Source organism: Pseudomonas sp. SGAir0191, assembly GCF_002812565.2.
In the GTDB taxonomy this organism is placed as follows: Bacteria; Pseudomonadota; Gammaproteobacteria; order Pseudomonadales; family Pseudomonadaceae; genus Aquipseudomonas; species Aquipseudomonas parafulva_B.
The window spans coordinates 3,824,065-3,844,493 of the sequence record NZ_CP025035.2; the positions used below are offsets into that span (position 1 = coordinate 3,824,065).

Below are 20,429 nucleotides of genomic sequence, written 5' to 3' on the forward strand. Positions count from 1 at the left end.
CGCAACGCGAACGACTGGCCTGTATGGCCAACCGCGCAGCGATCGCTGCGCCCAGCATTCCTCACCGTCAACCAGGGCCCCTCTTCATGACCCGTTCCCCCCTGCACCGCTTGGTATTCGGTGTTCTGCGCCGATTGTTGTACCTGTGGGTGCGCTCCGAAACCATCAATCAGTCGGCCCTGACCCTCAAGCTCGACCGCAGTCGCCCTGTTTTCTATGCCTTGCCTTCGCCTGCGCTCACGGACCTGGCGGTGCTCGACCACGAATGCACCAAGGCAGGGCTGCCACGCCCGGTACTGCCAGTAGTCGTCGGCCCCCTGCACGAGGCGGCTGCATTCTTCTATCTCACCCCCGATCCGGACTGGCTGGGGCGCCATGACAAAAGCGGCGCCCCGCCTACCCTGGAGCGTCTGGTAGAGGTGCTCGGCCAGCATGCCGAGGAAGATGCGCAGATCATTCCAGTCAGCGTGTTCTGGGGACAGTCGCCTGACAGCGAGTCGAGCCCGTGGAAGCTGCTGTTCGCCGACAGCTGGGCGGTGACTGGGCGCTTGCGCCGCTTGCTGACCGTAATGATCCTGGGGCGCAAGACCCGGGTGCAGTTCTCCACCCCGATCCACCTGCGCGAACTGGTGCAGCACAACAAGGGCCATGCCCGCACCGTGCGCATGGTCCAGCGCCTGATGCGCGTGCATTTGCGCAACCTCAAGACAGCGGTCATCGGGCCGGACATCTCCCACCGACGCAACCTGGTCAAAGGCTTGATCCATGCGCCGTTAGTGCGCCAGGCCATCGCCGAGCACGCCGAGCGCGAGCACGTGCCCCAAGCCAAGGCCGAGGCACAGGCCCGCCACTACGGCAATGAAATCGCCTCGGACTACACCTACACGGCCATTCGCTTCCTCGAAGTGGTGCTCAGCTGGTTCTGGCACAAGATCTACGACGGCATCAAGGTCAACCACATCGAGCAGGTGCAGGGCATCGCCCCGGGCCACGAGGTGATCTACGTCCCTTGCCACCGCAGCCACATCGACTACCTGCTGCTGTCGTACCTGCTGTTCAAGAATGGCCTGACACCCCCGCATGTGGCGGCCGGCATCAACCTGAACATGCCCGTGGTGGGCAACCTGCTGCGCCGCGGTGGCGCCTTCTTCATGCGCCGCTCGTTCAAGGGCAACCCGCTCTACACCGCCGTGTTCAACGAATATCTGCACACGCTGTACACCAAAGGCTTCCCGGTGGAGTACTTCGTCGAGGGTGGCCGTTCACGTACCGGGCGCATGCTGCAGCCACGCACGGGAATGCTGGCCATCACCCTGCGCAGCTTCCTGCGTTCCTCGCGCACGCCAATCGTGTTCGTGCCTGTCTACATTGGTTACGAGCGCGTCTTCGAAGGGCGCACCTACCTGGGTGAGTTGCGCGGGGCGAGCAAGAAGAAAGAATCCATTTTCGATATTTTCAAAGTGCTGGGTGCGCTCAAGCAACGCTTTGGCCAGGTCTACGTCAACTTCGGCGAACCTATCCGCCTGGCCGGTTTTCTCGACCAGCAGCAACCTGGCTGGCGGGACCAGGACCACGGGCCACAGTACCGCCCGGCTTGGCTCAGCGAAACCACGACGCGCCTGGGCGATACCGTGGCCAGGCACTTGAACGGCGCAGCGGCCATCAACCCGGTCAACCTGGTGGCGCTGGCCCTGCTCTCCACCAGCAAGCTGGCCCTGGACGAACGTGCGCTGGTGCGCGTGCTCGACCTGTACCTGGCGTTGATGCGCCAGGTGCCCTACTCCGCCCATACCACATTGCCCGAAGGCGACGGTCAGGCCTTGATCGAGCATGTGCGCGGCATGGACCTGGTGGCAGAGCAGAAGGACGCGCTTGGGCGCATTCTGTACCTGGACGAAAACAACGCGGTACTGATGACCTATTACCGCAACAATGTCCTGCACATCTTTGCCCTGCCGGCCCTGCTGGCAAGCTTCTTCCTCAGTAGCTCACGCATGAGCCGCGCGTTGCTAGGCCAGTATGTCCATGCCTTGTACCCCTACCTGCAGGCAGAGCTGTTCCTGCGCTGGGAACCTGAGCAGCTCGACGAGGTGATCGACCAATGGCTGGACGCCCTGGTGGAGCAAGGCTTGCTTCGCCAGGACAATGACATCTTCGTCCGTGCCGCGCCCAGTTCTCGTCAGTTCGTGCTGCTGACCCTACTGGCCCGCAGCATCACCCAGACCCTGCAGCGCTTCTACATGGCGACTTCGCTGCTGCTCAACAGCGGCCAAGGTACCCTGAGCGCCGAAGCGCTCGAAGCACTGTGCGTGATGATGGCCCAGCGCCTTTCTATTTTGCATGGTCTGAACGCACCGGAATTTTTTGACAAAAGCCTGTTCCGCCACTTTATCCAGACGCTGATCGACCAAGGTGTGCTGCGGGTGAATGCACACGGCAAATTGAGCTACAGCAACAAGCTAGGCGGTTTGGCCGAAGGCGTGGCCAAGCGCGTGCTGTCGGCCGAGCTGCGCTTGTCGATCCGCCAGGTTGCCCTGCACCGGGATGACGGCCTGGCAACAGCGACCCTATGACCCCTTTTCTGATTACAAGGACACTGCCATGACCCGTTCCTCACTGCGTCTGACCACCCTGTGCGCCGGGCTGCTGCTGTCGGCCAGCGCCTTTGCCCTGTCGCTTGGCGACCTCAGCCAAAAGGACGCCACCGGTGGCCTGAAAGACGCACTGACCCAAGGCGCGCAACTGGCCGTCAAGCAGCTAAGCACGCCGGGCGGCTTCAGCAACAACCCGGACGTGCGTATCGAGCTGCCCGGCAACCTGGGCAAGGCGGCCAAGGCCATGAAAATGTTCGGCAAAGGCGAGCAGGTGGACGCGCTCGAAGCCGGCATGAACAAGGCCGCCGAAGCGGCTGTGCCGCAGGCCCAGGCCATTCTCGTCAACGCCGTGAGAAACATGACCGTGACCGATGCCAAGGGCATCCTTGGCGGCGGTCAGGATTCGGCGACCCAGTACCTGAACAAAAGCAGCCGCGAGCAGATCCGTGCCAAATTCCTGCCGATCGTCAAGCAAGCGACCGACCAGGTCGGCGTGGCCCAGCAGTACAACGCCTTTGCCGCACAGGCCAAAGGCCTGGGGCTGATCAAGAATGACGCCAACATCGAAAGCTACGTGACGGAAAAGGCCATGGACGGTTTGTTCGAGATGATCGCCAAACAGGAGCAGAGCATTCGGCAGAACCCTGCCCAGGCCGCCACGAGCCTGGCCAAGAAAGTGTTTGGCGCACTCTGATCGCACCCTGCAAGGGGCTCCTTCGTGAAGTGCGCCCCTTTTACATCGAAGCAACAAAGCCGCTAGTCGCTCTCCCTGACCTTGAACCAAGCGGCATACAACGCCGGGAGAAACAACAGGGTCAGGGCGGTAGCGACGATCAGCCCGCCCATGATCGCCACGGCCATTGGCCCGTAGAACACGCTGCGCGACAACGGGATCATGGCCAGCACAGCCGCCAAGGCGGTCAGCACGATGGGCCGGAAACGGCGCACCGTGGCCTCGACGATGGCCTGCCAGCGCCCCAGCCCAGAGGCGATATCCTGCTCGATCTGGTCTACCAGAATGACCGAATTGCGCATGATCATGCCTGCCAGGGCGATGGTCCCCAGCATGGCGACGAACCCGAATGGCTGGTTGAACACCAGCAGGAACAGGGTCACGCCAATCAGGCCCAGCGGCGCCGTCATAAAGACCATGATCGTGCGCGAGAAACTGCGCAGCTGAATCATCAGCAGGCTCAACACGACCACGATGAACAACGGCATGCCGGCATTCACCGATCTCTGCCCCCGCTCGGCATCTTCCACCGTGCCGCCCACCTCCAGCAGGTAACCATCGGGCAACGTGGCCCGGATGCCCTGCAAGGTAGGCTGTACCTGCTCGACCACCGTGGCCGGCTGCACCTTGTCATAGATATCGGCGCGCACGGTCACCGTCGGCAAACGGTCGCGGTGCCAGATGATGCCTTCCTCGAAGCCGTAGGCCAGCGTGGCCACCTGTGACAGGGCCACGCTACGCCCGTTGTCCGTGGGCAGCGACAAGCTTGCAAGCTGGCTGAGGTCGTTGCGTTCCTGTGAGGTGCCTCGCAGCAGGATTTCGATCAGTTCATCGTCTTCTCGGTACTGGCTGACTGCGGTGCCCGTCAGCGAGCTTTGCAGGAAACTGGACAACTGGCGGGTGCTGACGCCCAAGGCGCGGGCGCGGTCCTGATCGATTTCCACGAACACGGCTTTGCTGGGTTCTTCCCAGTCCAGGTGCACGTTGACCACATGGGGGTTCTCCCGCACCTTTTCTGCCACTTCCCGGGCCAGGGCGCGGGCCTGTTCGATATGCTCGCCTGTCACCCGAAACTGCACGGGGTAGCCCACCGGTGGACCGTTCTCCAGCCGAGTGATGCGCGCGCGCAGATCAGGGAACTGCTGCTCGACCGTGTTGATCAACCAACTGCGCAAGTTTTCGCGTGCCTGCATGGAGTCGGCCAGCACCACGAATTGGGCGAAGCTGGCGGCAGGCAGTTGCTGATCCAGGGGCAGATAAAAGCGCGGCGACCCTGAGCCGACATAGGCGACGTAGTTGACGATGCCCTGTTGCTGCTTGAGCAACTGCTCCAGTTGCCGGACTTTCTCGCCCGTGTTGACCAGCGATGCGCCTTCGGCAAGTTTGAGGTCGACCATCAGCTCAGGACGCCCAGAGGCCGGGAAGAACTGCTGCGGCACGAAGCGAAACAGGAACACGCTGCCCACGAACACGGCGATGGTCAGCACGATGACGGTCTTGCGGCGCCGTACGCACCATGTCACCACGCGGCGCACGCGCTGGTAGAAGGGCGTGGCATACGGGTCCGGTGCAGCGCCGCCGTTACCGTGGCGAGCGGCGTGTCGCTTGGCCAGGTCCGGCAGCAACCGCTCGCCCAGGTAGGGTACGAAGAGCACGGCGGCCACCCAGGAGGTGAGCAACGCAATGGTCACCACCTGGAAGATCGAACGTGTGTACTCCCCGGTGCTGGAGGCAGCCGTGGCAATGGGTAGAAACCCGGCTGCAGTGATCAGGGTGCCGGTCAGCATGGGGAAGGCCGTGCTGCTCCAGGCATAGCTTGCCGCTTTGAGGCGGTCGAAGCCCTGTTCCATCTTGATCGCCATCATCTCCACGGCAATGATCGCATCATCGACCAGCAACCCCAGGGCGAGCACCAGCGCACCTAGCGAGATCTTGTGCAGGCCGATGCCAAAGTAGTACATGGCGGCGAAGGTCATGGCCAGCACCAGGGGGATGGCCAGGGCCACCACCAACCCCGTGCGCAGGCCCAGCGAAAAGAAACTGACCAACAGGACGATCACCAGCGCCTCGCACAGCACCTGGACGAATTCACCAACCCCTGCCTTCACCGCAGCGGGCTGGTCGGACACCTTGTGCAGCGACATGCCGGCCGGCAAGCCGCGGGCCAGGCGCTCGAATTCCGTTTCCAGGGCCTTGCCAAGGGTCAGGATGTCCCCCCCGTCCCTCATCGACACCGCCAGGCCGATGGCATCTTCGCCCATGAAGCGCATTCGTGGCGCAGGCGGATCGTTGTAGCCCCGGTACACGTGCGCCACATCGCCCAGGCGAAACGTGCGCTCCCCCACGCGCAGCGGCAACTGGCGAATCTGCTCGACACTGTCGAACCGCCCACTGACCCGCAGTTGCACACGCTCGCTGGGCGTTTCGAAGAACCCGGCCGTGCTTACCGCATTCTGCTCCTGCAACGCCTGCTGCACCGCCTGCAAGGGGATGCCTAGGGTGGCCAGCTTGACGTTGGACAGCTCGATCCAGATCTTCTCGTCCTGCAAACCGATCAGCTCGACCTTGCCCACATCCTTGACCCGCTGCAGCTGGATCTGAATACGGTCTGCATAGTCCTTGAGCACCGCGTAGTCGAAACCCGGCCCTGTCAGCGCATAGATGTTGCCGAACGTGGTGCCGAATTCATCGTTGAAGAACGGGCCCTGCACCTCGGGCGGGAGGGTGTGGCGGATGTCGGCGACCTTCTTGCGTATCTGGTACCACAATGTCGGGATATCGGCTGAGTGCAAGGAATCGCGGGCCATGAAGGTCACCTGCGATTCACCCGGGCGCGAGAACGAGACGATTTTTTCGTACTCGCCGGTTTCCATGAGCTTTTTCTCGATACGCTCTGTGACCTGGCGCGACACTTCCTCAGCGGTGGCCCCGGGCCATAAGGTGCGGATGACCATGGCCTTGAAGGTGAAGGGCGGGTCTTCGCTCTGACCCAGCTTGGTGTAGGACAGCGCACCAACGCCTGCGAGCACTATCATCAGGAACAGCACGATCTGGCGGTTGCGCAGCGCCCCGGCAGAGAGGTTGAAACCCATCGTGAGTTACTCCTTGCCCTTCAGGACGACGGCACGGTTGGCGCGGTCCACGGGTCGCACCTGCTGGCCTTCGCGCAGTACATGGCCGCCGGCTGCCACCACCCAGTCGTCAGCCGTAAGCCCCGCGAGCACAGGCACGCGGTCAGTACCGTAGGCGCCAAGCTGCACCTTGACCCGCTGCACACGGTGCTCGCCAGTGACCCGCCAGACGTACGCCTGGCCGGCTTCAGCCGTGACGGCCGACAGGGGAACCGACAGCGCCGCCTGGCCTGGATGGGCGATGAACACCCTGGCGCTCTGACCCAGGGTTGCCGGCACGTCGGCGGAGGTAAAGGCAACCCGAGCCGCGTAGGTTCTGGAGCGAGGATCAGCGGCCGGCGACAGCTCGCGGATCCGCCCTTCGAAGCGCTGCCCTGGGTGCGACCACAGCTCCACGGTGACAGGCTGGCCCACGGCGAAGCGGGCGTATTGCTGCTCGGGAACGGCGATGGCCACTTCGCGCTCGCCGTCAGCTGCCAAGGTGAGTACCGTCTGCCCCGCAGCGACGACTTGACCGACTTCGACCTGGCGCCTGGCTATCACCCCTGCCTGGGGCGCACGCAACACCGCGTAGTCTGCCTGGTTGCCGGCCACATCGAACTCGGCCTTGGCCTGCTTGAGCCGAGCGACTCCAGCGCGGTAGAGATTTTCGGCGTTGTCGTACTGCGAGTGGCTGATCATCTGCTTGTCGAGCAATTTCTGGTAACGGTCACGCTCGGTGCGCACCAGCGCCAGGTTGGCCTCGGCACCGGCTACTTGCGCGCGGTTAGCCTCCAACTGAAGGCGCACATCCTGCGGGTCCAGTTCGGCCAGCGGCTGGTTGAGCTTGACCCGTTGCCCTTCTTCGACGAGCCGCTTGCTGACCTTGCCACCGATGCGAAAAGCCAGTTCCGGTTCCAGTCGCGCCCTGACCTCGCCTGGGTAATTATCCGCCAACGCCTCGGCTAGCTGCGGTTGAACCACCAATGCGGGGCGAACCACCGCAGGTGAGGCGGGTTCCTGATTACACGCCGTGAGCATCAAGAAGACCACGGGCAGGGCAAGGCTGAGGGCACGGTGCAACATCGGGAATCCCTTCGCAAAATGCTGATCTAATATTTGAACTGGCCGGTATAGTAAGTCAGCCGTCAGAGCGCGGGAAGAGCGCGGCAAGGTTTTTTTGGAGCGTTTTCACGGTATTGCGGTCAAGGACAGCGAGCCCAGCTCAAGCCGTATAAGATAGGCAACCTTTAAGGTAGATGCAGATCCCAATGCCCAATGACGTCTCCAGCGGCCCAGGTCGCCCTAAGGACCTTGCCAAGCGCCAGGCCATTCTCGAAGCGGCCAAGTCGTTGTTTCTGAGCCTGGGTTACGCAAGCACCAGCATGGATGCGGTCGCGGCAGCAGCAGGTGTATCGAAGCTTACGGTGTACAGCCACTTCACCGACAAGCAGACGCTCTTCTGCTCGGCGGTCATGGCCACGTGTCAGTTGCAGTTGCCCGATCAGCTGTTCGAATACCCTGAGCACGCGCCGATAGAAGAAGTGCTGTTGACTATCGCCCGCGGTTTCCAGGCCCTCATCAGCAGTGACGAAGCCGTCAAGCTCACCCGCCTGATCATGACCCAGGGCAATTGCGATCCCAGCTTTGGCGAATATTTCTATGAGGCAGGGCCCAAGCGGGTGCTGGCGGGGATGGAAGCGCTGCTGCGCGGGGCGCATGAGCGCGGTTTGCTGCGTATCGACAACCCGCTGCGTGCGGCGGAGCACTTCTTCTGCCTGGTCAAGGGGGCACCGGATTACCGGTTATTGCTGGGGTGCGCAGCGCCGCTGGAGGGGGATGAGGCCGAGGTGCATGTACGCGAGGTGGTGGGGGTATTCTTGCGGGCATTCAAACCCTGAGGCGTAAACGGGCCTTTGTGTGCGGCCTTGTGTCGCGAAAAGGCGGCCCTAGCAATATTCGCGACAACGCTGGAATCACGGGCTGTCTTGCAGCCCTTTCGCGACACAAGGCCGCTCCTGCGCCGACCACGCTCGCCAATTGGCCAGAGCCTGTTTAACCAACACGCCCATGACTACCTAGCATTGTTGCCAGTAGTCAACCCTGAAATTCTTCAGCAAGCTCGTATCGTCTACGACTATGAGCACACCCCTATGAAAGCGCGAACACTGAAGATCTTTTACAAAGGCAATAAGCTTTCGACTTTGTATACAGGCAGTACTCACCAGACAGTGCTCAGCGCCAATAGCCAGAACCTATGCGAAACGACAAGCCTACCTTCGCAAGCGAGCCTCCTGGCTACAGACGCACAATCGTCAACCGTCAACATTGTCTCAGAAAGCCAGACGACCATTAACTACGGCCCCTACGGCAATGACAGTAGCCCGCCTGACAGTCCCTTGTTATCTCGATTCACAGGCCAGAGTTGGTTACCCGCCGCCATAGGCTACTTGCTGGGTAATGGTCACCGCCTGTTCAATCCAGAGCTGATGCGCTTTTACAGTGTGGACAGCTTGTCACCATTTGGAAAAGGGGGAATCAATGCTTACGCCTACTGCAGCAATGACCCGGTTAACCGGTCGGACCCAAGTGGCCGATATACTTCGTTCTTCAAGTGGCGAAAAGGCGGATACTCGTATCAAAAGCTTTCACCCAAGCTATACACCCCCAACTCCAGCTTGTCCGCTAACGAACACATGGCGCTCGGCAAATCGCTAAAGAAACGCCTATCAGGTGCACGCACTATGCTGGGTGATGCGACCGATCGGGGGCGCACAGAGAAGATCCAGCACGCAAATCATATTATCGAGAGGCTTGATAAGGAAAAAATGCTATACGACATGTATTCGGCTACACGCTCGTCAAAATGGCGATATACGCGGAACGAGGTGGCCGTCAGCCTGGCTCTGGTCCCAGACTCCCAAACCCCGCCTGCAGGTCCAAGTCCAAGTCCAAGTCCAAGTCCAAGTCCAAGTCCAAGTCCAAGTCCAAGTCCAAGTCCAAGTCCAAGTCCAAGTCCAAGTCCAAGTCCAAGTCCAAGTCCAAGTCCAAGTCCAAGTCCAAGTCGCCGACCTTCCGTCGACTCCCAAGTTAGTCTCGCATTCTATGAGGAAAACGAGGATGCAATTATGGATGCACTACGGGAAGATCTCCGCAGACTTCGGGGATGATCACACTGGCCGATACATTTCCTTTTAAGCTTTCAACGCCTTCTTGGGGTAAATGTCATACCGGCTCGACTTGCCCTCCAGGCTATGGCTCGGCTTCGGCCCGTCGATGATCGGTGCCTTGCGCGGGCGCTTCACCACCACCCGGTGGCTGGCCAGCGCCAGGGCAGCTTCAAGCAGGGCCGGGGCATCCAGGTCATCACCCACCAAGGGCCGGAACACGCGCATTTCCTTTTTCACCAGAGCGCTCTTGTCGCGGTGCGGGAACATCGGGTCGAGGTAGATGACCTGTGGTGCCTCGCCTTCCCAGGCGCGCATACGCTCGATGGCGTTGCCGGTCAGCAGGCGCATGCGCCCGACAATCGGGCCCACCTCTTCATCCGCACGGGCGCGCGCCAGGCCATCCTCCAGCAACGCGGCGATCAGCGGCTGGCGCTCGATCAGGGTCATCTGGCAGCCCAGGCTGGCCAGCACGAACGCATCCTTGCCCAGCCCCGCCGTGGCATCCAGCACCTGCGGCCGTATGCCTTGGGCGATGCCCACCGCCTTGGCGATCATCTGCCCGTTGCCACCGCCAAACTGGCGCCGGTGCGCGGCCTGGCCTTCGACGAAGTCGACCCGCACCGGCCCCGGTGCCTGTGGGCCCAGTTGCTGGATCTGCAAGCCGTCGGCGCCGATCTGCACGGCGAAGCCGGCGCTCTCGTCCTGTAGCGGCAGGCCTAGGCGTTCAGCCCAACCCTTGGCCTGCTCCGCATACTCAGCCGACATCGCCTCGACCCTGATACCCGCGCCTTGCTCTTCCATCGTCTACACCTAAAAATCAAACCAAGCCTTAATGAATCAGCAGCCACGGCCGATACAGGCAATATCCCGCTATTCTGCCAGAGCACAACGCGCGCGACTGCCATGTCAGAAATTCTTCCTATCGGCTTGACCTACCTGTCGCCTGTCGACAACTACAGTCAGCACAATACCCAGGCACTGGGGGGCGTCAGCCACCTGTGGCAGGATTTCTTCGCCCGGGCAATGGCCGAGCAGCCTGAAACGCCCGTCGACAGCGTCAGCCAGTCATTCGTGCAGTACGACCAGGACAGCGGAGAACCTGTTGGCGGCGCGCGTGCCTTGGCGCTGATCGACGCACAACGCGCCTGCCCGGTGCAAGACACGGTGGTCGCGCCGCCCGAGCCGTTGTTCCTGCCCAAGGCCGAACTGGAGGCCAACCTGCTGCCGCCTGCCCCTGAGCCGTTCGGTGCGCTGGAAATGATCGAGCAGCAGCGTCAGCTCGATATCGACAACAGTTGGGTTCGGCCCGTGGTCGCCCGCCAGGGCCAACCGGTCGCCGAGCCGGGTCCCGGCCCTGCGCCACGGCCGCTGTTCCTGCCGATCGCCGAATTCGACAGCACCCTGCTGGACCCGGCCCCCGAACCGTTCGATGAGCCGACCCTGGCACGCCAGCAGCACGACCTGGCCTTCGACATGCACTGGGCGCGCCCAGTGGTGTTGAACAATGTGCGCGCCTACGCCTGAGGCTAACGGCACACCTGCCAACGACCCATGTCCACGTGAAAGTGATCGCGGTGCGCGGCGTTGTACTCCGGCCCCAGAACCGTGCTGAAGTGCTCGCACGCTGCCTGACGTACCTCACGCAGGAACACTGCCTTGTCCCCGCTCCCCTGCCAGTCGCGCGCCAGGACAATACGTTGGCCGTCGCGCAGACGAAACCCGGCAATGTCCAGAGCGTTGGCGCTGGCATGCTGGCTCAAGCGCCCTGCCTTGCGGTTGTAGACGTTGCGGCAGGCAAAGCTGCCCAGGTGATCGACCTGCACCACCGGCTGGCCCAGCACGCGCTGAGCCACCGGCTGCAGGCCATGGCGCTCGAACAAGGCGTAGGCGACCGCCAGCGGGCAACTGGCCAGGAAACTGCTGCTCAGGCGGGCCTGGCCACCCTCGATACGCCAGACATTGCTCAGCGGGCATTTGGCCGAAGCGGGGCTGTCAGCCTGCGCCCGGTAGCGCAGTTGACTGCTCTGAAGCGCCTGCTGGCAGAGCGCCGGGTCGTCGCGCAAGCGCTTGAGCTTGAAGCCAGTGAGCCAGTTGGGCGGCTGGCTGACGTCCAAGGGGGCCAGCGGGTTCCACTGCGCAGGCGGGCGCCAGCCCAGGTGCCACGCCTGAACGGCCGCCAGCACCAGTACGCCCAGAAGCGCCAGAATGACCTTCATCTGCGACGGAACAGGTCGTTGAGCTGGTCGAACGGCAAGGCCTCTTCGGCGTAGCCGAAAGTACCCTGCTCACGGATTTCCTGCGCAGCACGCTGCAAGGCGCCAAAGGCCACACGCGCCATCGACGAACCCACGCTGATGCGCCGTACACCCAGGTCCTGAAGCTGGTTGACGCACAACGGCACCCCCGCCATGCCCATCAGCACGTTCACCGGGCGCGGGGCCAGCGCCTGCACCACTGCCCGCACTTCCTCGGCCGTACGCAGGCCAGGGGCGTAGAGCACGTCGGCGCCCGCCTCGGCGAACGCTTGCAGGCGCTCGATGGTGTCGTCCAGGTCCTGGCGACCGTGCAGCAGGTTTTCCGCGCGCGCGCACAAAGTGAAGGGAAACGGTAGGCTGCGCGCCGCCTGCACGGCAGCACGGACACGCTCCACCGCAAGGCCCCGTTCATAGATGGGCGTCGCGGCGCGGCCACTGGCGTCCTCGATGGAGCCACCGACCAGCCCCGCCTCTGCAGCGCGCAGGATGGCCTGGGCGCAATCCTCGGGCGAATCCCCGAAGCCGTTCTCAAGGTCCGCAGCGACCGGCAACGCGGTGGCGTCGACGATTTCGCCTGCGTTGTCCAGCACGTCATCGAGGCTCAGCGCCCCTTCGGCATCCGGCCGCCCCAGGCTGAAGGCAAGCCCGGCGCTGGTGCTGGCCAAGGCCTCGAAACCCAGGCTGGCCAGCAGCTTGGCTGAACCTGCGTCCCAGGGGTTGGGCATGACAAAGACGCCATCGCGTTGATGCAAGGCCTTGAAGGCTTCGGCTCGCAGGGTTTGCACATCCATGATCAAGCACTCCGGCAGTCGGCAAGAAATCAAAGTAGACCCAGCTGTTCGACCTCCGGCGCTCGCGGCAATTCCGGCAGTGCGGCCAGCCCGGGCAGGCGCTGCATGAGCCGCTGGTGGAAACGTTGCGCCAACGCGGCCGCCAGGCGGTTGTCAGCCGTATGCAAGAAGATGTACGGGCTGCGCCCCTCCTCGATCCATGCGGCCAGCTTGTCCACCCAAGGGGTCAGGAAGGGTTCGTTGTATTCAAGCGCCGGATGGCCGATGAAGCGCACCTGCGGATGCTGAGTGAAAGCAGCTGGTCGTGGTGGAACATTGGGTTTCTTGGACTGGGCGTGCACGATGGCAGGGTCCGTGGAAGTACAGCTGAACAACGCTCTCGGGTCGAGACATACCCGCTCGACGCCCAACTTGGCCAGCAGCCGGTTGAGCGCGCGTTCTTCCTCGCCTTTGGCGAAGAACGCCGGGTGACGCACTTCCACCGCCACGCTCACGCCCACCTGCTCCAGAAACTGGCTCAGCTCTTCCAGTCGCCCCGGCCCGTACGAAGCGGGCAACTGCAGCCAGTAAGGAGACACGCGTGCCCCGAGCGGCGCCATCAGGCGAATGAAGTCAAAGGCAGGTTCGAGATGGTCGCGCAGGTCGCCACCGTGGCTGATGTCGCGGGGGAACTTGGCCGTGAAGCGAAAATGCGCCGGCATCGTTGTCGCCCACCGGGCCACCGTGGCAGGTGATGGCCTGGCATAGAACGTGGTGTTGCCTTCGACGGCATTGAATACCTGGCTGTACAGCCCAAGCATCTGCGCGGCGCTGGCGTCAGCAGGGTACAGGTACTCACGCCAGGCGTTTTCGCTCCACGACGGGCAACCAATGAAATAGGGGATGGACGGCAGGCTCATCCGTCAAATGTACAGGTCGAGCCCCAGTACTTCCATGTCCCAGTCAGTAAAGCCTGCTGTGCTCAGGTAACTGGCAAGGGCCGAGGCGGTGCGCCGGTCACGGGCGCGGGGGAACACCATGTCTTGCTGACGGGCTGGCAGCGTGCTGGCACGGCGACGAGCAGCAGGCTCCTGAGGTGCCATGGCAGCCTCTTCTACCAGTTCGACATCATCGGCCACGTCATCATGCACGGACGCCTTACGCGGCGTACGCTTGATCGGAAAGGACTGTGATGAGAAACCGTCGACACGCATGGCATGAGCACCCGGGACCAATGATGGCAATTTAGCAGCATTGATGGCCCGCCGCTAACGCTCGATTGAGAACTTGACCACACTTTGTGCAAAAGGTTGTAGCACTATCGAGAGCGCCCGACGAACAGCCTCACTGTTTTTTGGGCGTGGCCACGTTGTCACGCAGGTAGATCGGCTGCGCCTGCTCGGCTGCGATGGCCTCACCCCGATCCCAGGCAAAGCGGGCCAGGCTCAGTACATCAAGGGCGCTGGGCAAGGCAGAGGGGTCGCTTGCGCCAACAGTGACCGCCAGGCGCTCGGCATAGCCCCAGCCCGTGCCTGCCCCAAACCAGGGTCCTTGTGCCCCGGCTGGCAACGCCACGCGTTCAGGTGGCAGTACCGCTTCATCGCCTTGCAGGCGCATTTCCCCCGCTACGGCCTGATAGCAGCCCCAGTACACCTCGTCCATACGCGCGTCGATGGCGGCGGCCACTTGCTGGGCACCCTGTTGACGCAATGCGCCCTGGGCCAGCGCGGCGAGGTTGGACACCGGCAATACGGGCCGCTCCAGGGCGAAAGCCAGCCCTTGTACCACGCCGATGGCAATGCGCACGCCAGTGAACGCACCCGGGCCACGGCCGAACGCAATGGCATCGACCGTGCCCAGGGCGACGCCGGATTCGGCCAGCAGCTGCTTGATCATCGGCAGCAACTTCTGGGCATGCATGCGCGGGATCACCTCGTGGTGGCTGGTTACCTCGCCGTTATGCAGCAGTGCAACGGAACAGGCTTCGGTAGCGGTATCCAGGGCCAACAAGGTGGTCATCGAACAGGTATCCAGGTGTGAGTGGAAAAAAGCGGGAGTATAGAGCAGCGGCGCCTTCGTGTCCCAAACCCCCTCCGTGTGGGCCGCCAGGGATACCACAGCATCGCACGAGGCCAAAAACGACGACGGCCCGCAAGCGGGCCGTCGTTCAATGACCACGTGCCGATCAGCTCAGCGCGGCCAGCACCTTGGCAGTGATCGCCTCCACCGAGCCCACACCTTCGATGTGGCTGTACTTGGGCTTGCCACCGTTGGCAGCCGACAGCTTCTGGTAGAAGTCCACCAGTGGCTTGGTCTGGCTGTGGTAGACCGACAGGCGATGGCGAACGGTTTCTTCCTTGTCGTCATCGCGCTGGATCAGGTCTTCGCCGGTGGCATCGTCCTTGCCTTCGACCTTCGGCGGGTTGTACTGGATATGGTAGGTACGGCCCGAGGCCAGGTGCACACGGCGGCCTGCCATGCGGCCAACGATTTCTTCGTCGTCCACGGCGATCTCGACCACGGCATCGATATCCACGCCTGCAGCGACCATGGCCTCTGCCTGCGGGATGGTGCGCGGGAACCCGTCAAACAGGCAACCGTTGGCGCAATCAGGCTGGGCGATGCGCTCTTTGACCAAGCTGATGATCAACTCGTCGGAGACCAGCTGGCCGGCATCCATGACTTTTTTCAGCTCAAGGCCCAGGGGCGTGCCGGCCTTGACCGCAGCACGCAGCATGTCACCGGTGGAGATCTGTGGAATACCGAACTTTTCGGTGATGAACTTTGCCTGAGTACCTTTACCGGCCCCGGGAGCTCCCAGCAGAATTACGCGCATCTTGTGCTCCTCAAATTTTTGTATGCAATTCAATGGATTCGGCAACCAGGGCCAAGTCCGGAAATTCGGTATGACCATGAATCGGTCAGAAGGCTGCTCAAGATACACAGCGCCTGCCAGCCCGACAAGCGTCCCAAAGTTGCATGAATGCACCACTTCAGGTCGAGCGGGCAAGTGGTTGCGCCCAGCGCAACCCCCGTACCGTAGCTGTTCGGTGCCCCCCTGCGCCGTTCTGGAGCAGACCTGCCCCCTCCCCTCAACCGGTGTTGCGCAGCCCTGCGGCAATACCGGCGATGGTCACCAGCAATGCCTGCTCCAGCGGGCTGTCCAGAGCGGCCTGGCGGTTACGCGAACGGGCCAGCAGTTCTGCCTGTAGCCGATGCAGCGGGTCCAGGTACGTGTTGCGCAGGCGGATGAATTCCAGGGTTTCAGGGCTATGCGCCAGTAGCACCTGCTGCCCAGTCAGGTTCAGCACCACCTGGCACGACTGCGACAATAGGTCGCGCAGCTGCGCACCTAAAGGCAGCAGGTGCGGTTGCACCAGACGTTGGTCGTAGGCCTCTGCAATTTGTGCATCGGCTTTGGCCAGGACCATCTCCAGCATGTCGATGCGCGTGCGGAAAAACGGCCACTGCTCGCGCATCTGCGCAAGCAACGGGCCCTGCCCGGCGGCCAGCGCATTGTTCAGTGCCGTTTCCCAACCCAGCCAGGCTGGCAGCATCAGTCGGGTCTGGGTCCAGCCGAAGATCCAGGGTATGGCGCGCAGGCTTTCGATACCGCCGGCACGTCGCTTGGCCGGGCGACTGCCCAACGGCAGGCGCCCCAACTCCTGCTCGGGGGTCGACTGGCGGAAGTACTCGACGAAATCCGGGTGCTCACGCACCACGTCGCGGTAAGCCTTGACCCCATCGGCAGCCATCTGGTCCATGAGGTCGCGCCACGCCGGCTGCGGGGGCGGCGGTGGCAGCAGCGTGGCTTCGAGCACGGCGGCCAGGTAGAGGTTGAGGTTCTGCTCGGCTATGCCGGGCAAGCCAAACTTGAAGCGGATCATCTCCCCTTGTTCGGTGGTGCGGAATCGCCCCGCGACCGAACCCGGAGGTTGCGACAAAATGGCGGCGTGAGCCGGGCCGCCGCCGCGCCCCACCGTACCGCCCCGGCCGTGGAACAGCAACAACTCGACCTGGTGCTCGGCGCAAATGCGCACCAGGCTTTCCTGCGCGCGGTATTGGGCCCAGGCAGCGGCCGTGGTGCCCGCATCCTTGGCCGAGTCGGAGTAGCCGATCATGACCTCCTGAGGGCCGTGCAGCCCGGCGCGATAACTGGGCAGCGCCAACAGCCGCTGCATCACAGGGCCCGCGTTATCCAGGTCGGCCAGGGTTTCGAACAGCGGCACCACCCGCATCGGGCGGGCCAGACCGGTTTCCTTGAGCAGCAATTGCACCGCCAGCACGTCCGACGCGGCACCTGCCATCGAAATCACATACGAGCCCAGCGAGGCGCCTGGCGCAGCGGCGATCTCCCGGCAGGTGGCCAGAACCTCGGCCGTCTCGTCCCGAGGCTCGAAGTGGGCTGGCAGCAGTGGCCTGCGGTTGGTCAACTCCTGTTGCAGGAAGCCGATACGCCGTTCCTCATCCCAGTCGGCATACCGGCCCATGCCCAGGTACTCGGTGATTTCGCTCAACGCATCACGGTGGCGCGCGGCATCCTGGCGCACGTCCAGCCTGACCAGGAACAGGCCGAAGGTCACGGCCCGGCGCAGGCAGTCCAGCAGCGGGCCATCGGCAATGATGCCCATGCCGCAGTCATGCAGCGACTGGTGACACAACTGCAACGGTGCAACCAGCTCGCGGTTGTCTACCAGCACGTCAGGCCCAGGCGGTACGTTGGCAGACAGTGCCGAATGCGCCCAACTGCGTGTTGCCCGCAAGCGGTCGCGTAGTTGCTTGAGCAACGCACGGTAAGGCTCCGGACTGTCGCCCACGTGCTCGCGCAAGGCAGCGCTGGCCTGTTGCATGGAAAGCTCAGCCGCCAGGGTATCGATGTCGCGCAGGAACAGGTCCGCTGCCATCCAGCGCGCCAGCAGCAGGACTTCTCGGGTGACCTTGGCGGTAACATTGGGATTGCCGTCCCGGTCGCCGCCCATCCACGAAGCGAAGCGGATGGGGGCTGCCGTCAGTGGCAGACGCTGGCCGGTCGCCTCGTGCAAGGCGTGATCGACTTTGCGCAGGTGGTTGGGGATGGCCTGCCACAACGAGTGCTCGATCACGGCGAAGCCCCACTTGGCCTCGTCCACGGGGGTGGGGCGCGTGCGGCGGATCTCTTCGGTATGCCAGGCCTCGGCAATGAGACGGCGCAAGCGCTCGCGGATTTGCGCGGTTTCGGCAGGCGTCAGGTCGCGATGATCCTGGGCGGCCAGTTGGGCGGCGATGGCGTCGTACTTCTGGATCAGGGTACGTCGCGAGACTTCGGTAGGGTGCGCGGTGAGCACCAGCTGGATATCCAGGTCACCCAGCTGCTGCGCCAGGGCCTGATCGTCATGGCCGGCCTGCTTGAGGCGGGCCAGCAGCTCAGGCAGCACGCGCGCCTCGAAGGGCTCGGGCTGATCGGCATCGCGACGCCGTATCAGCTGGTATTGCTCGGCCATGTTGGCCAGGTTGAGGAACTGGTTGAACGCCCTGGCCACCGGCAACAGTTCATCATCATCCAGGTCACCCAGGGTCGAACTGAGTTCTTCGCCTGCGCTGCGTCGATCAGCTTTCGCACTGTGGCGTATGTCCTCGATCTTCTGCAAAAACTCATCGCCATATTGGTGACGAACAGTCTCGCCTAGCAGCTCTCCCAGCACATGGACATCTTCACGCAAACGCACATCGATATCGGTCATTGGCCCTCTCCGTGGCGCAGCTCGAGCGCCTGGCATGCCTTGTTAGGCTCATCGCGCCGCCTGTGAGGCCGCGACCTTGTGCCAGAGTGCCAAGAGCAAGGCGGCGATGGCAAGCCATGCGCAGCCAAAGCAAACTAATGTTGATGGTCACCACTCTCATGCCTTGCATGCCCTAGCAGGCGCTAACAGAGGTCATCATGAAAATTCGTGAACTCGCCCAGCACTGGGAACAGAACGCGGCCGGCACCCTCAGCCGTACCGAACATGTGTTGCACCTTGATCTGGAGTCCGAAGCGCGCCTTGCGGCACTTATCGACATGTACCCCAAGCGCACCGCCGAAGCGCTGCTTGGCGAATTGGTCGGTGCGGCGCTGGAGGAGCTGGAGGCAAGCTTCCCCTACGTGCAGGGGCATCAGGTTATCGCCACCGATGAGGAAGGCGATCCCCTGTACGAGGACGTAGGGCCCACACCTCGTTTTCTCGCCCTTTCACGTCAGCATCTGCATGCCCTGAATGAACCTGAGAACGATGAGAAATGATCGTCGCTCGGCCACGATTTCGGTTGCCGATCAGGACCAAAACCGCTTGGGCAGGCAAAAGTTCCGCTGGATATCAGCTGACCGATTAGTCAGAAAGAGTTACTCGTAATCTGGACTTTTTACTGAACTATTCGAAAATTCTTCCAGTCGGAGCCAATAGCCATCACGCTAAAACCCTGCACACCGGTACTTGTGCGTTATTGAGCTCAAGCGCATGAAAACGGTCCGGGGAATGAGCGATGGACTGCTACGGACATCGTCATTATCAGGAGTGATCCAATGGAGCTGACCACCATGAAAACCCGCACTGTCAAACCTTCATCCACTTACGTGCGCGGGTTCAAGCTGGCCGCGCTGGCCCTGGGCAGTAGCCTGGTCCTGGCTGGCTGTGCAGGCAACCCGCCCACCGAACAGTACGCCGTGACCCAGTCCGCCGTGAACTCTGCCGTCAGCGCAGGCGGCACCGAGTACGCTGCTGTCGAAATGAAAGCCGCTCAGGACAAGTTCAAGCAGGCCGAAATCGCCATGCATGACAAGAAGTACGACGAAGCCAAGCGTCTGGCCGAACAGGCCGAATGGGACGCGCGTCTCGCCGAACGTAAGGCCCAGGCGGCCAAGGCCCAGAAGGCCGTGCAGGACGCCCGTCAAGGCGCCCAGGACGTACGTGAGGAAGGCCTGCGCAGCGCTCAGTGAGCCCTGCCCTGTCTCCCTTAGCCTTCGCACTCGATCAAAGGATGAACACTATGCGCAAACACGTCATGATTCCCGCCCTCCTGGCCCTGAGCGTCGGTCTCGCTGCCTGCTCGCACGACCCGAACGCCAACCTGGAAGCGGCTCGTACCAACTTCTCCTCCCTGCAGAGCGATCCGCAGGCCAGCAAAGTGGCTGCCCTTGAAACCAAGGATGCCCAGGACTGGCTGAACAAGGCCGACAAGGCCTACATGGACCGTGAAGACGAGCAGAAGGTCGACCAACTGGCCTACCTGACCAACCAGCGCGTTGAAGTGGCCAAGCAGACCATCGCCCTGCGCACCGCCGAAGGCGACCTGAAAAACGCCGCCGCGCTGCGCGCACAGGCCAAGCTGGACGCCCGTGACGCCCAGATCGCCAAGCTGCAGCAGAGCCTGAACGCCAAGCAGACCGAACGCGGCACCCTGGTGACCTTCGGCGACGTGCTGTTCGACTTCAACAAGGCTGAGCTCAAGAGCAATGCCTACCCGAACATCACCAAGCTGGCTCAGTTCCTTCAGGAAAACCCTGAGCGCAAGGTGATCGTCGAGGGTTACACCGACAGCGTCGGCTCGGCCAGCTACAACCAGTCCCTGTCCGAGCGTCGCGCCGGCAGCGTGCGCATGGCACTGGTCCGCGCAGGCGTAGACCCAGCTCGCATCGTTGCCCAAGGCTACGGCAAGGAGTATCCGGTAGCAGATAACTCCAGCAACTCGGGCCGCGCCCAAAACCGTCGCGTGGAAGTGACCATCTCCAACGACAACCAGCCTGTTGCACCGCGTTCTTCGATGAAGTAACGCCGCACGGCA

General features: G+C 62.7%; 18 protein-coding genes and 1 pseudogene. 9 read left to right on the top strand and 10 right to left on the bottom strand.

From position 1 onward, the window contains the following. Positions 1–86 precede the first annotated feature (86 nt). The gene (plsB, locus tag CWR53_RS17150) at positions 87–2,573 is read left to right on the top strand and encodes a glycerol-3-phosphate 1-O-acyltransferase PlsB (protein WP_100852669.1); all 2,487 of its coding nucleotides are present in this window, start codon (positions 87–89) and stop codon (positions 2,571–2,573) included. A gap of 28 nt (positions 2,574–2,601) precedes the next feature. Further along, a complete protein-coding gene (locus CWR53_RS17155; RefSeq protein WP_058603734.1) occupies positions 2,602–3,288 on the top strand; it encodes a DUF4197 domain-containing protein in 687 nt (228 codons plus the stop codon). A 62-nt stretch (positions 3,289–3,350) separates the two neighbouring features. On the opposite strand, the gene CWR53_RS17160 is transcribed toward CWR53_RS17155, so the two are convergent. Further along, complete coding sequence (locus CWR53_RS17160) at positions 3,351–6,419, bottom strand: efflux RND transporter permease subunit (RefSeq protein ID WP_100852109.1); 3,069 nt, start codon at positions 6,417–6,419, stop codon at positions 3,351–3,353. 6 nt (positions 6,420–6,425) lie between these two features. Next, complete coding sequence (locus CWR53_RS17165) at positions 6,426–7,523, bottom strand: efflux RND transporter periplasmic adaptor subunit (protein ID WP_100852110.1); 1,098 nt, start codon at positions 7,521–7,523, stop codon at positions 6,426–6,428. Between the two features lie 173 nt (positions 7,524–7,696). Between CWR53_RS17165 and CWR53_RS17170 the strand changes: the two genes are divergently transcribed. From CWR53_RS17170 to CWR53_RS23280, 3 genes and pseudogenes are all read left to right on the top strand, one after another. Further along, the gene (locus tag CWR53_RS17170; RefSeq protein WP_058603737.1) at positions 7,697–8,338 is read left to right on the top strand and encodes a TetR/AcrR family transcriptional regulator C-terminal domain-containing protein; all 642 of its coding nucleotides are present in this window, start codon (positions 7,697–7,699) and stop codon (positions 8,336–8,338) included. A gap of 252 nt (positions 8,339–8,590) precedes the next feature. Beyond that, positions 8,591–8,971, top strand: a pseudogene (locus tag CWR53_RS23275) (RHS repeat-associated core domain-containing protein); the annotation flags it as partial. Between the two features lie 332 nt (positions 8,972–9,303). Further along, positions 9,304–9,531 (top strand): hypothetical protein, encoded by a 228-nt coding sequence (locus CWR53_RS23280; RefSeq protein WP_258313258.1) that lies wholly within the window; start codon positions 9,304–9,306, stop codon positions 9,529–9,531. 100 nt (positions 9,532–9,631) lie between these two features. On the opposite strand, the gene CWR53_RS17180 is transcribed toward CWR53_RS23280, so the two are convergent. Continuing rightward, positions 9,632–10,408, bottom strand: coding sequence for a class I SAM-dependent methyltransferase (locus tag CWR53_RS17180; protein ID WP_058603738.1), 777 nt, complete (start codon positions 10,406–10,408; stop codon positions 9,632–9,634). 102 nt (positions 10,409–10,510) lie between these two features. Between CWR53_RS17180 and CWR53_RS17185 the strand changes: the two genes are divergently transcribed. Continuing rightward, positions 10,511–11,131, top strand: a complete 621-nt coding sequence (locus tag CWR53_RS17185; RefSeq protein WP_058603739.1) for a hypothetical protein — start codon at positions 10,511–10,513, stop codon at positions 11,129–11,131. Positions 11,132–11,133: 2 nt separating this feature from the next. Here CWR53_RS17185 and CWR53_RS17190 read toward each other — a convergent pair whose 3' ends face one another. From CWR53_RS17190 to ppc, 7 genes are all read right to left on the bottom strand, one after another. Then, positions 11,134–11,823, bottom strand: coding sequence for an extensin family protein (locus tag CWR53_RS17190; protein ID WP_100852111.1), 690 nt, complete (start codon positions 11,821–11,823; stop codon positions 11,134–11,136). Beyond that, a complete protein-coding gene (locus tag CWR53_RS17195) occupies positions 11,820–12,653 on the bottom strand; it encodes an oxaloacetate decarboxylase (RefSeq protein WP_100852112.1) in 834 nt (277 codons plus the stop codon). Before CWR53_RS17195 ends, CWR53_RS17190 begins: the two co-directional genes overlap by 4 nt. Before the next feature lie 29 nt (positions 12,654–12,682). Continuing rightward, positions 12,683–13,552 (bottom strand): DUF72 domain-containing protein, encoded by an 870-nt coding sequence (locus CWR53_RS17200; RefSeq protein WP_100852113.1) that lies wholly within the window; start codon positions 13,550–13,552, stop codon positions 12,683–12,685. Between the two features lie 3 nt (positions 13,553–13,555). Beyond that, a complete protein-coding gene (locus CWR53_RS17205; protein ID WP_058603743.1) occupies positions 13,556–13,846 on the bottom strand; it encodes a hypothetical protein in 291 nt (96 codons plus the stop codon). A 130-nt stretch (positions 13,847–13,976) separates the two neighbouring features. Continuing rightward, a complete protein-coding gene (tsaB, locus tag CWR53_RS17210; protein ID WP_100852114.1) occupies positions 13,977–14,651 on the bottom strand; it encodes a tRNA (adenosine(37)-N6)-threonylcarbamoyltransferase complex dimerization subunit type 1 TsaB in 675 nt (224 codons plus the stop codon). Between the two features lie 166 nt (positions 14,652–14,817). After that, on the bottom strand, positions 14,818–15,468 hold the full coding sequence (gene adk / locus CWR53_RS17215) for an adenylate kinase (RefSeq protein WP_058603745.1): 651 nt from the start codon (positions 15,466–15,468) through the stop codon (positions 14,818–14,820). A 256-nt stretch (positions 15,469–15,724) separates the two neighbouring features. Next, the gene (gene ppc, locus CWR53_RS17220; protein WP_100852115.1) at positions 15,725–18,352 is read right to left on the bottom strand and encodes a phosphoenolpyruvate carboxylase; all 2,628 of its coding nucleotides are present in this window, start codon (positions 18,350–18,352) and stop codon (positions 15,725–15,727) included. Between the two features lie 197 nt (positions 18,353–18,549). Between ppc and CWR53_RS17225 the strand changes: the two genes are divergently transcribed. From CWR53_RS17225 to CWR53_RS17235, 3 genes are all read left to right on the top strand, one after another. Beyond that, positions 18,550–18,891 (top strand): pilin assembly protein, encoded by a 342-nt coding sequence (locus tag CWR53_RS17225; protein ID WP_100852116.1) that lies wholly within the window; start codon positions 18,550–18,552, stop codon positions 18,889–18,891. A gap of 279 nt (positions 18,892–19,170) precedes the next feature. After that, positions 19,171–19,584, top strand: coding sequence for a DUF4398 domain-containing protein (locus tag CWR53_RS17230; protein ID WP_023534068.1), 414 nt, complete (start codon positions 19,171–19,173; stop codon positions 19,582–19,584). Positions 19,585–19,634: 50 nt separating this feature from the next. Then, positions 19,635–20,417 (top strand): OmpA family protein, encoded by a 783-nt coding sequence (locus CWR53_RS17235; protein ID WP_027913844.1) that lies wholly within the window; start codon positions 19,635–19,637, stop codon positions 20,415–20,417. Positions 20,418–20,429: the final 12 nt, after the last annotated feature.

Coding starts and splice junctions, on each gene's coding strand:
- CWR53_RS23280 (WP_258313258.1), top strand. CDS start 9,304: ATGGCGATATACGCGGAACGAGGTGGCCGTCAGCCTGGCTCTGGTCCC.
- CWR53_RS17160 (WP_100852109.1), bottom strand. CDS start 6,419: ATGGGTTTCAACCTCTCTGCCGGGGCGCTGCGCAACCGCCAGATCGTG.
- CWR53_RS17235 (WP_027913844.1), top strand. CDS start 19,635: ATGCGCAAACACGTCATGATTCCCGCCCTCCTGGCCCTGAGCGTCGGT.
- CWR53_RS17170 (WP_058603737.1), top strand. CDS start 7,697: ATGCAGATCCCAATGCCCAATGACGTCTCCAGCGGCCCAGGTCGCCCT.
- CWR53_RS17200 (WP_100852113.1), bottom strand. CDS start 13,552: ATGAGCCTGCCGTCCATCCCCTATTTCATTGGTTGCCCGTCGTGGAGC.
- CWR53_RS17180 (WP_058603738.1), bottom strand. CDS start 10,408: ATGGAAGAGCAAGGCGCGGGTATCAGGGTCGAGGCGATGTCGGCTGAG.
- CWR53_RS17205 (WP_058603743.1), bottom strand. CDS start 13,846: ATGCGTGTCGACGGTTTCTCATCACAGTCCTTTCCGATCAAGCGTACG.
- CWR53_RS17185 (WP_058603739.1), top strand. CDS start 10,511: ATGTCAGAAATTCTTCCTATCGGCTTGACCTACCTGTCGCCTGTCGAC.
- tsaB (WP_100852114.1), bottom strand. CDS start 14,651: ATGACCACCTTGTTGGCCCTGGATACCGCTACCGAAGCCTGTTCCGTT.
- CWR53_RS17230 (WP_023534068.1), top strand. CDS start 19,171: ATGGAGCTGACCACCATGAAAACCCGCACTGTCAAACCTTCATCCACT.
- adk (WP_058603745.1), bottom strand. CDS start 15,468: ATGCGCGTAATTCTGCTGGGAGCTCCCGGGGCCGGTAAAGGTACTCAG.
- CWR53_RS17155 (WP_058603734.1), top strand. CDS start 2,602: ATGACCCGTTCCTCACTGCGTCTGACCACCCTGTGCGCCGGGCTGCTG.
- CWR53_RS17195 (WP_100852112.1), bottom strand. CDS start 12,653: ATGGATGTGCAAACCCTGCGAGCCGAAGCCTTCAAGGCCTTGCATCAA.
- plsB (WP_100852669.1), top strand. CDS start 87: ATGACCCGTTCCCCCCTGCACCGCTTGGTATTCGGTGTTCTGCGCCGA.
- CWR53_RS17225 (WP_100852116.1), top strand. CDS start 18,550: ATGAAAATTCGTGAACTCGCCCAGCACTGGGAACAGAACGCGGCCGGC.
- ppc (WP_100852115.1), bottom strand. CDS start 18,352: ATGACCGATATCGATGTGCGTTTGCGTGAAGATGTCCATGTGCTGGGA.
- CWR53_RS17190 (WP_100852111.1), bottom strand. CDS start 11,823: ATGAAGGTCATTCTGGCGCTTCTGGGCGTACTGGTGCTGGCGGCCGTT.
- CWR53_RS17165 (WP_100852110.1), bottom strand. CDS start 7,523: ATGTTGCACCGTGCCCTCAGCCTTGCCCTGCCCGTGGTCTTCTTGATG.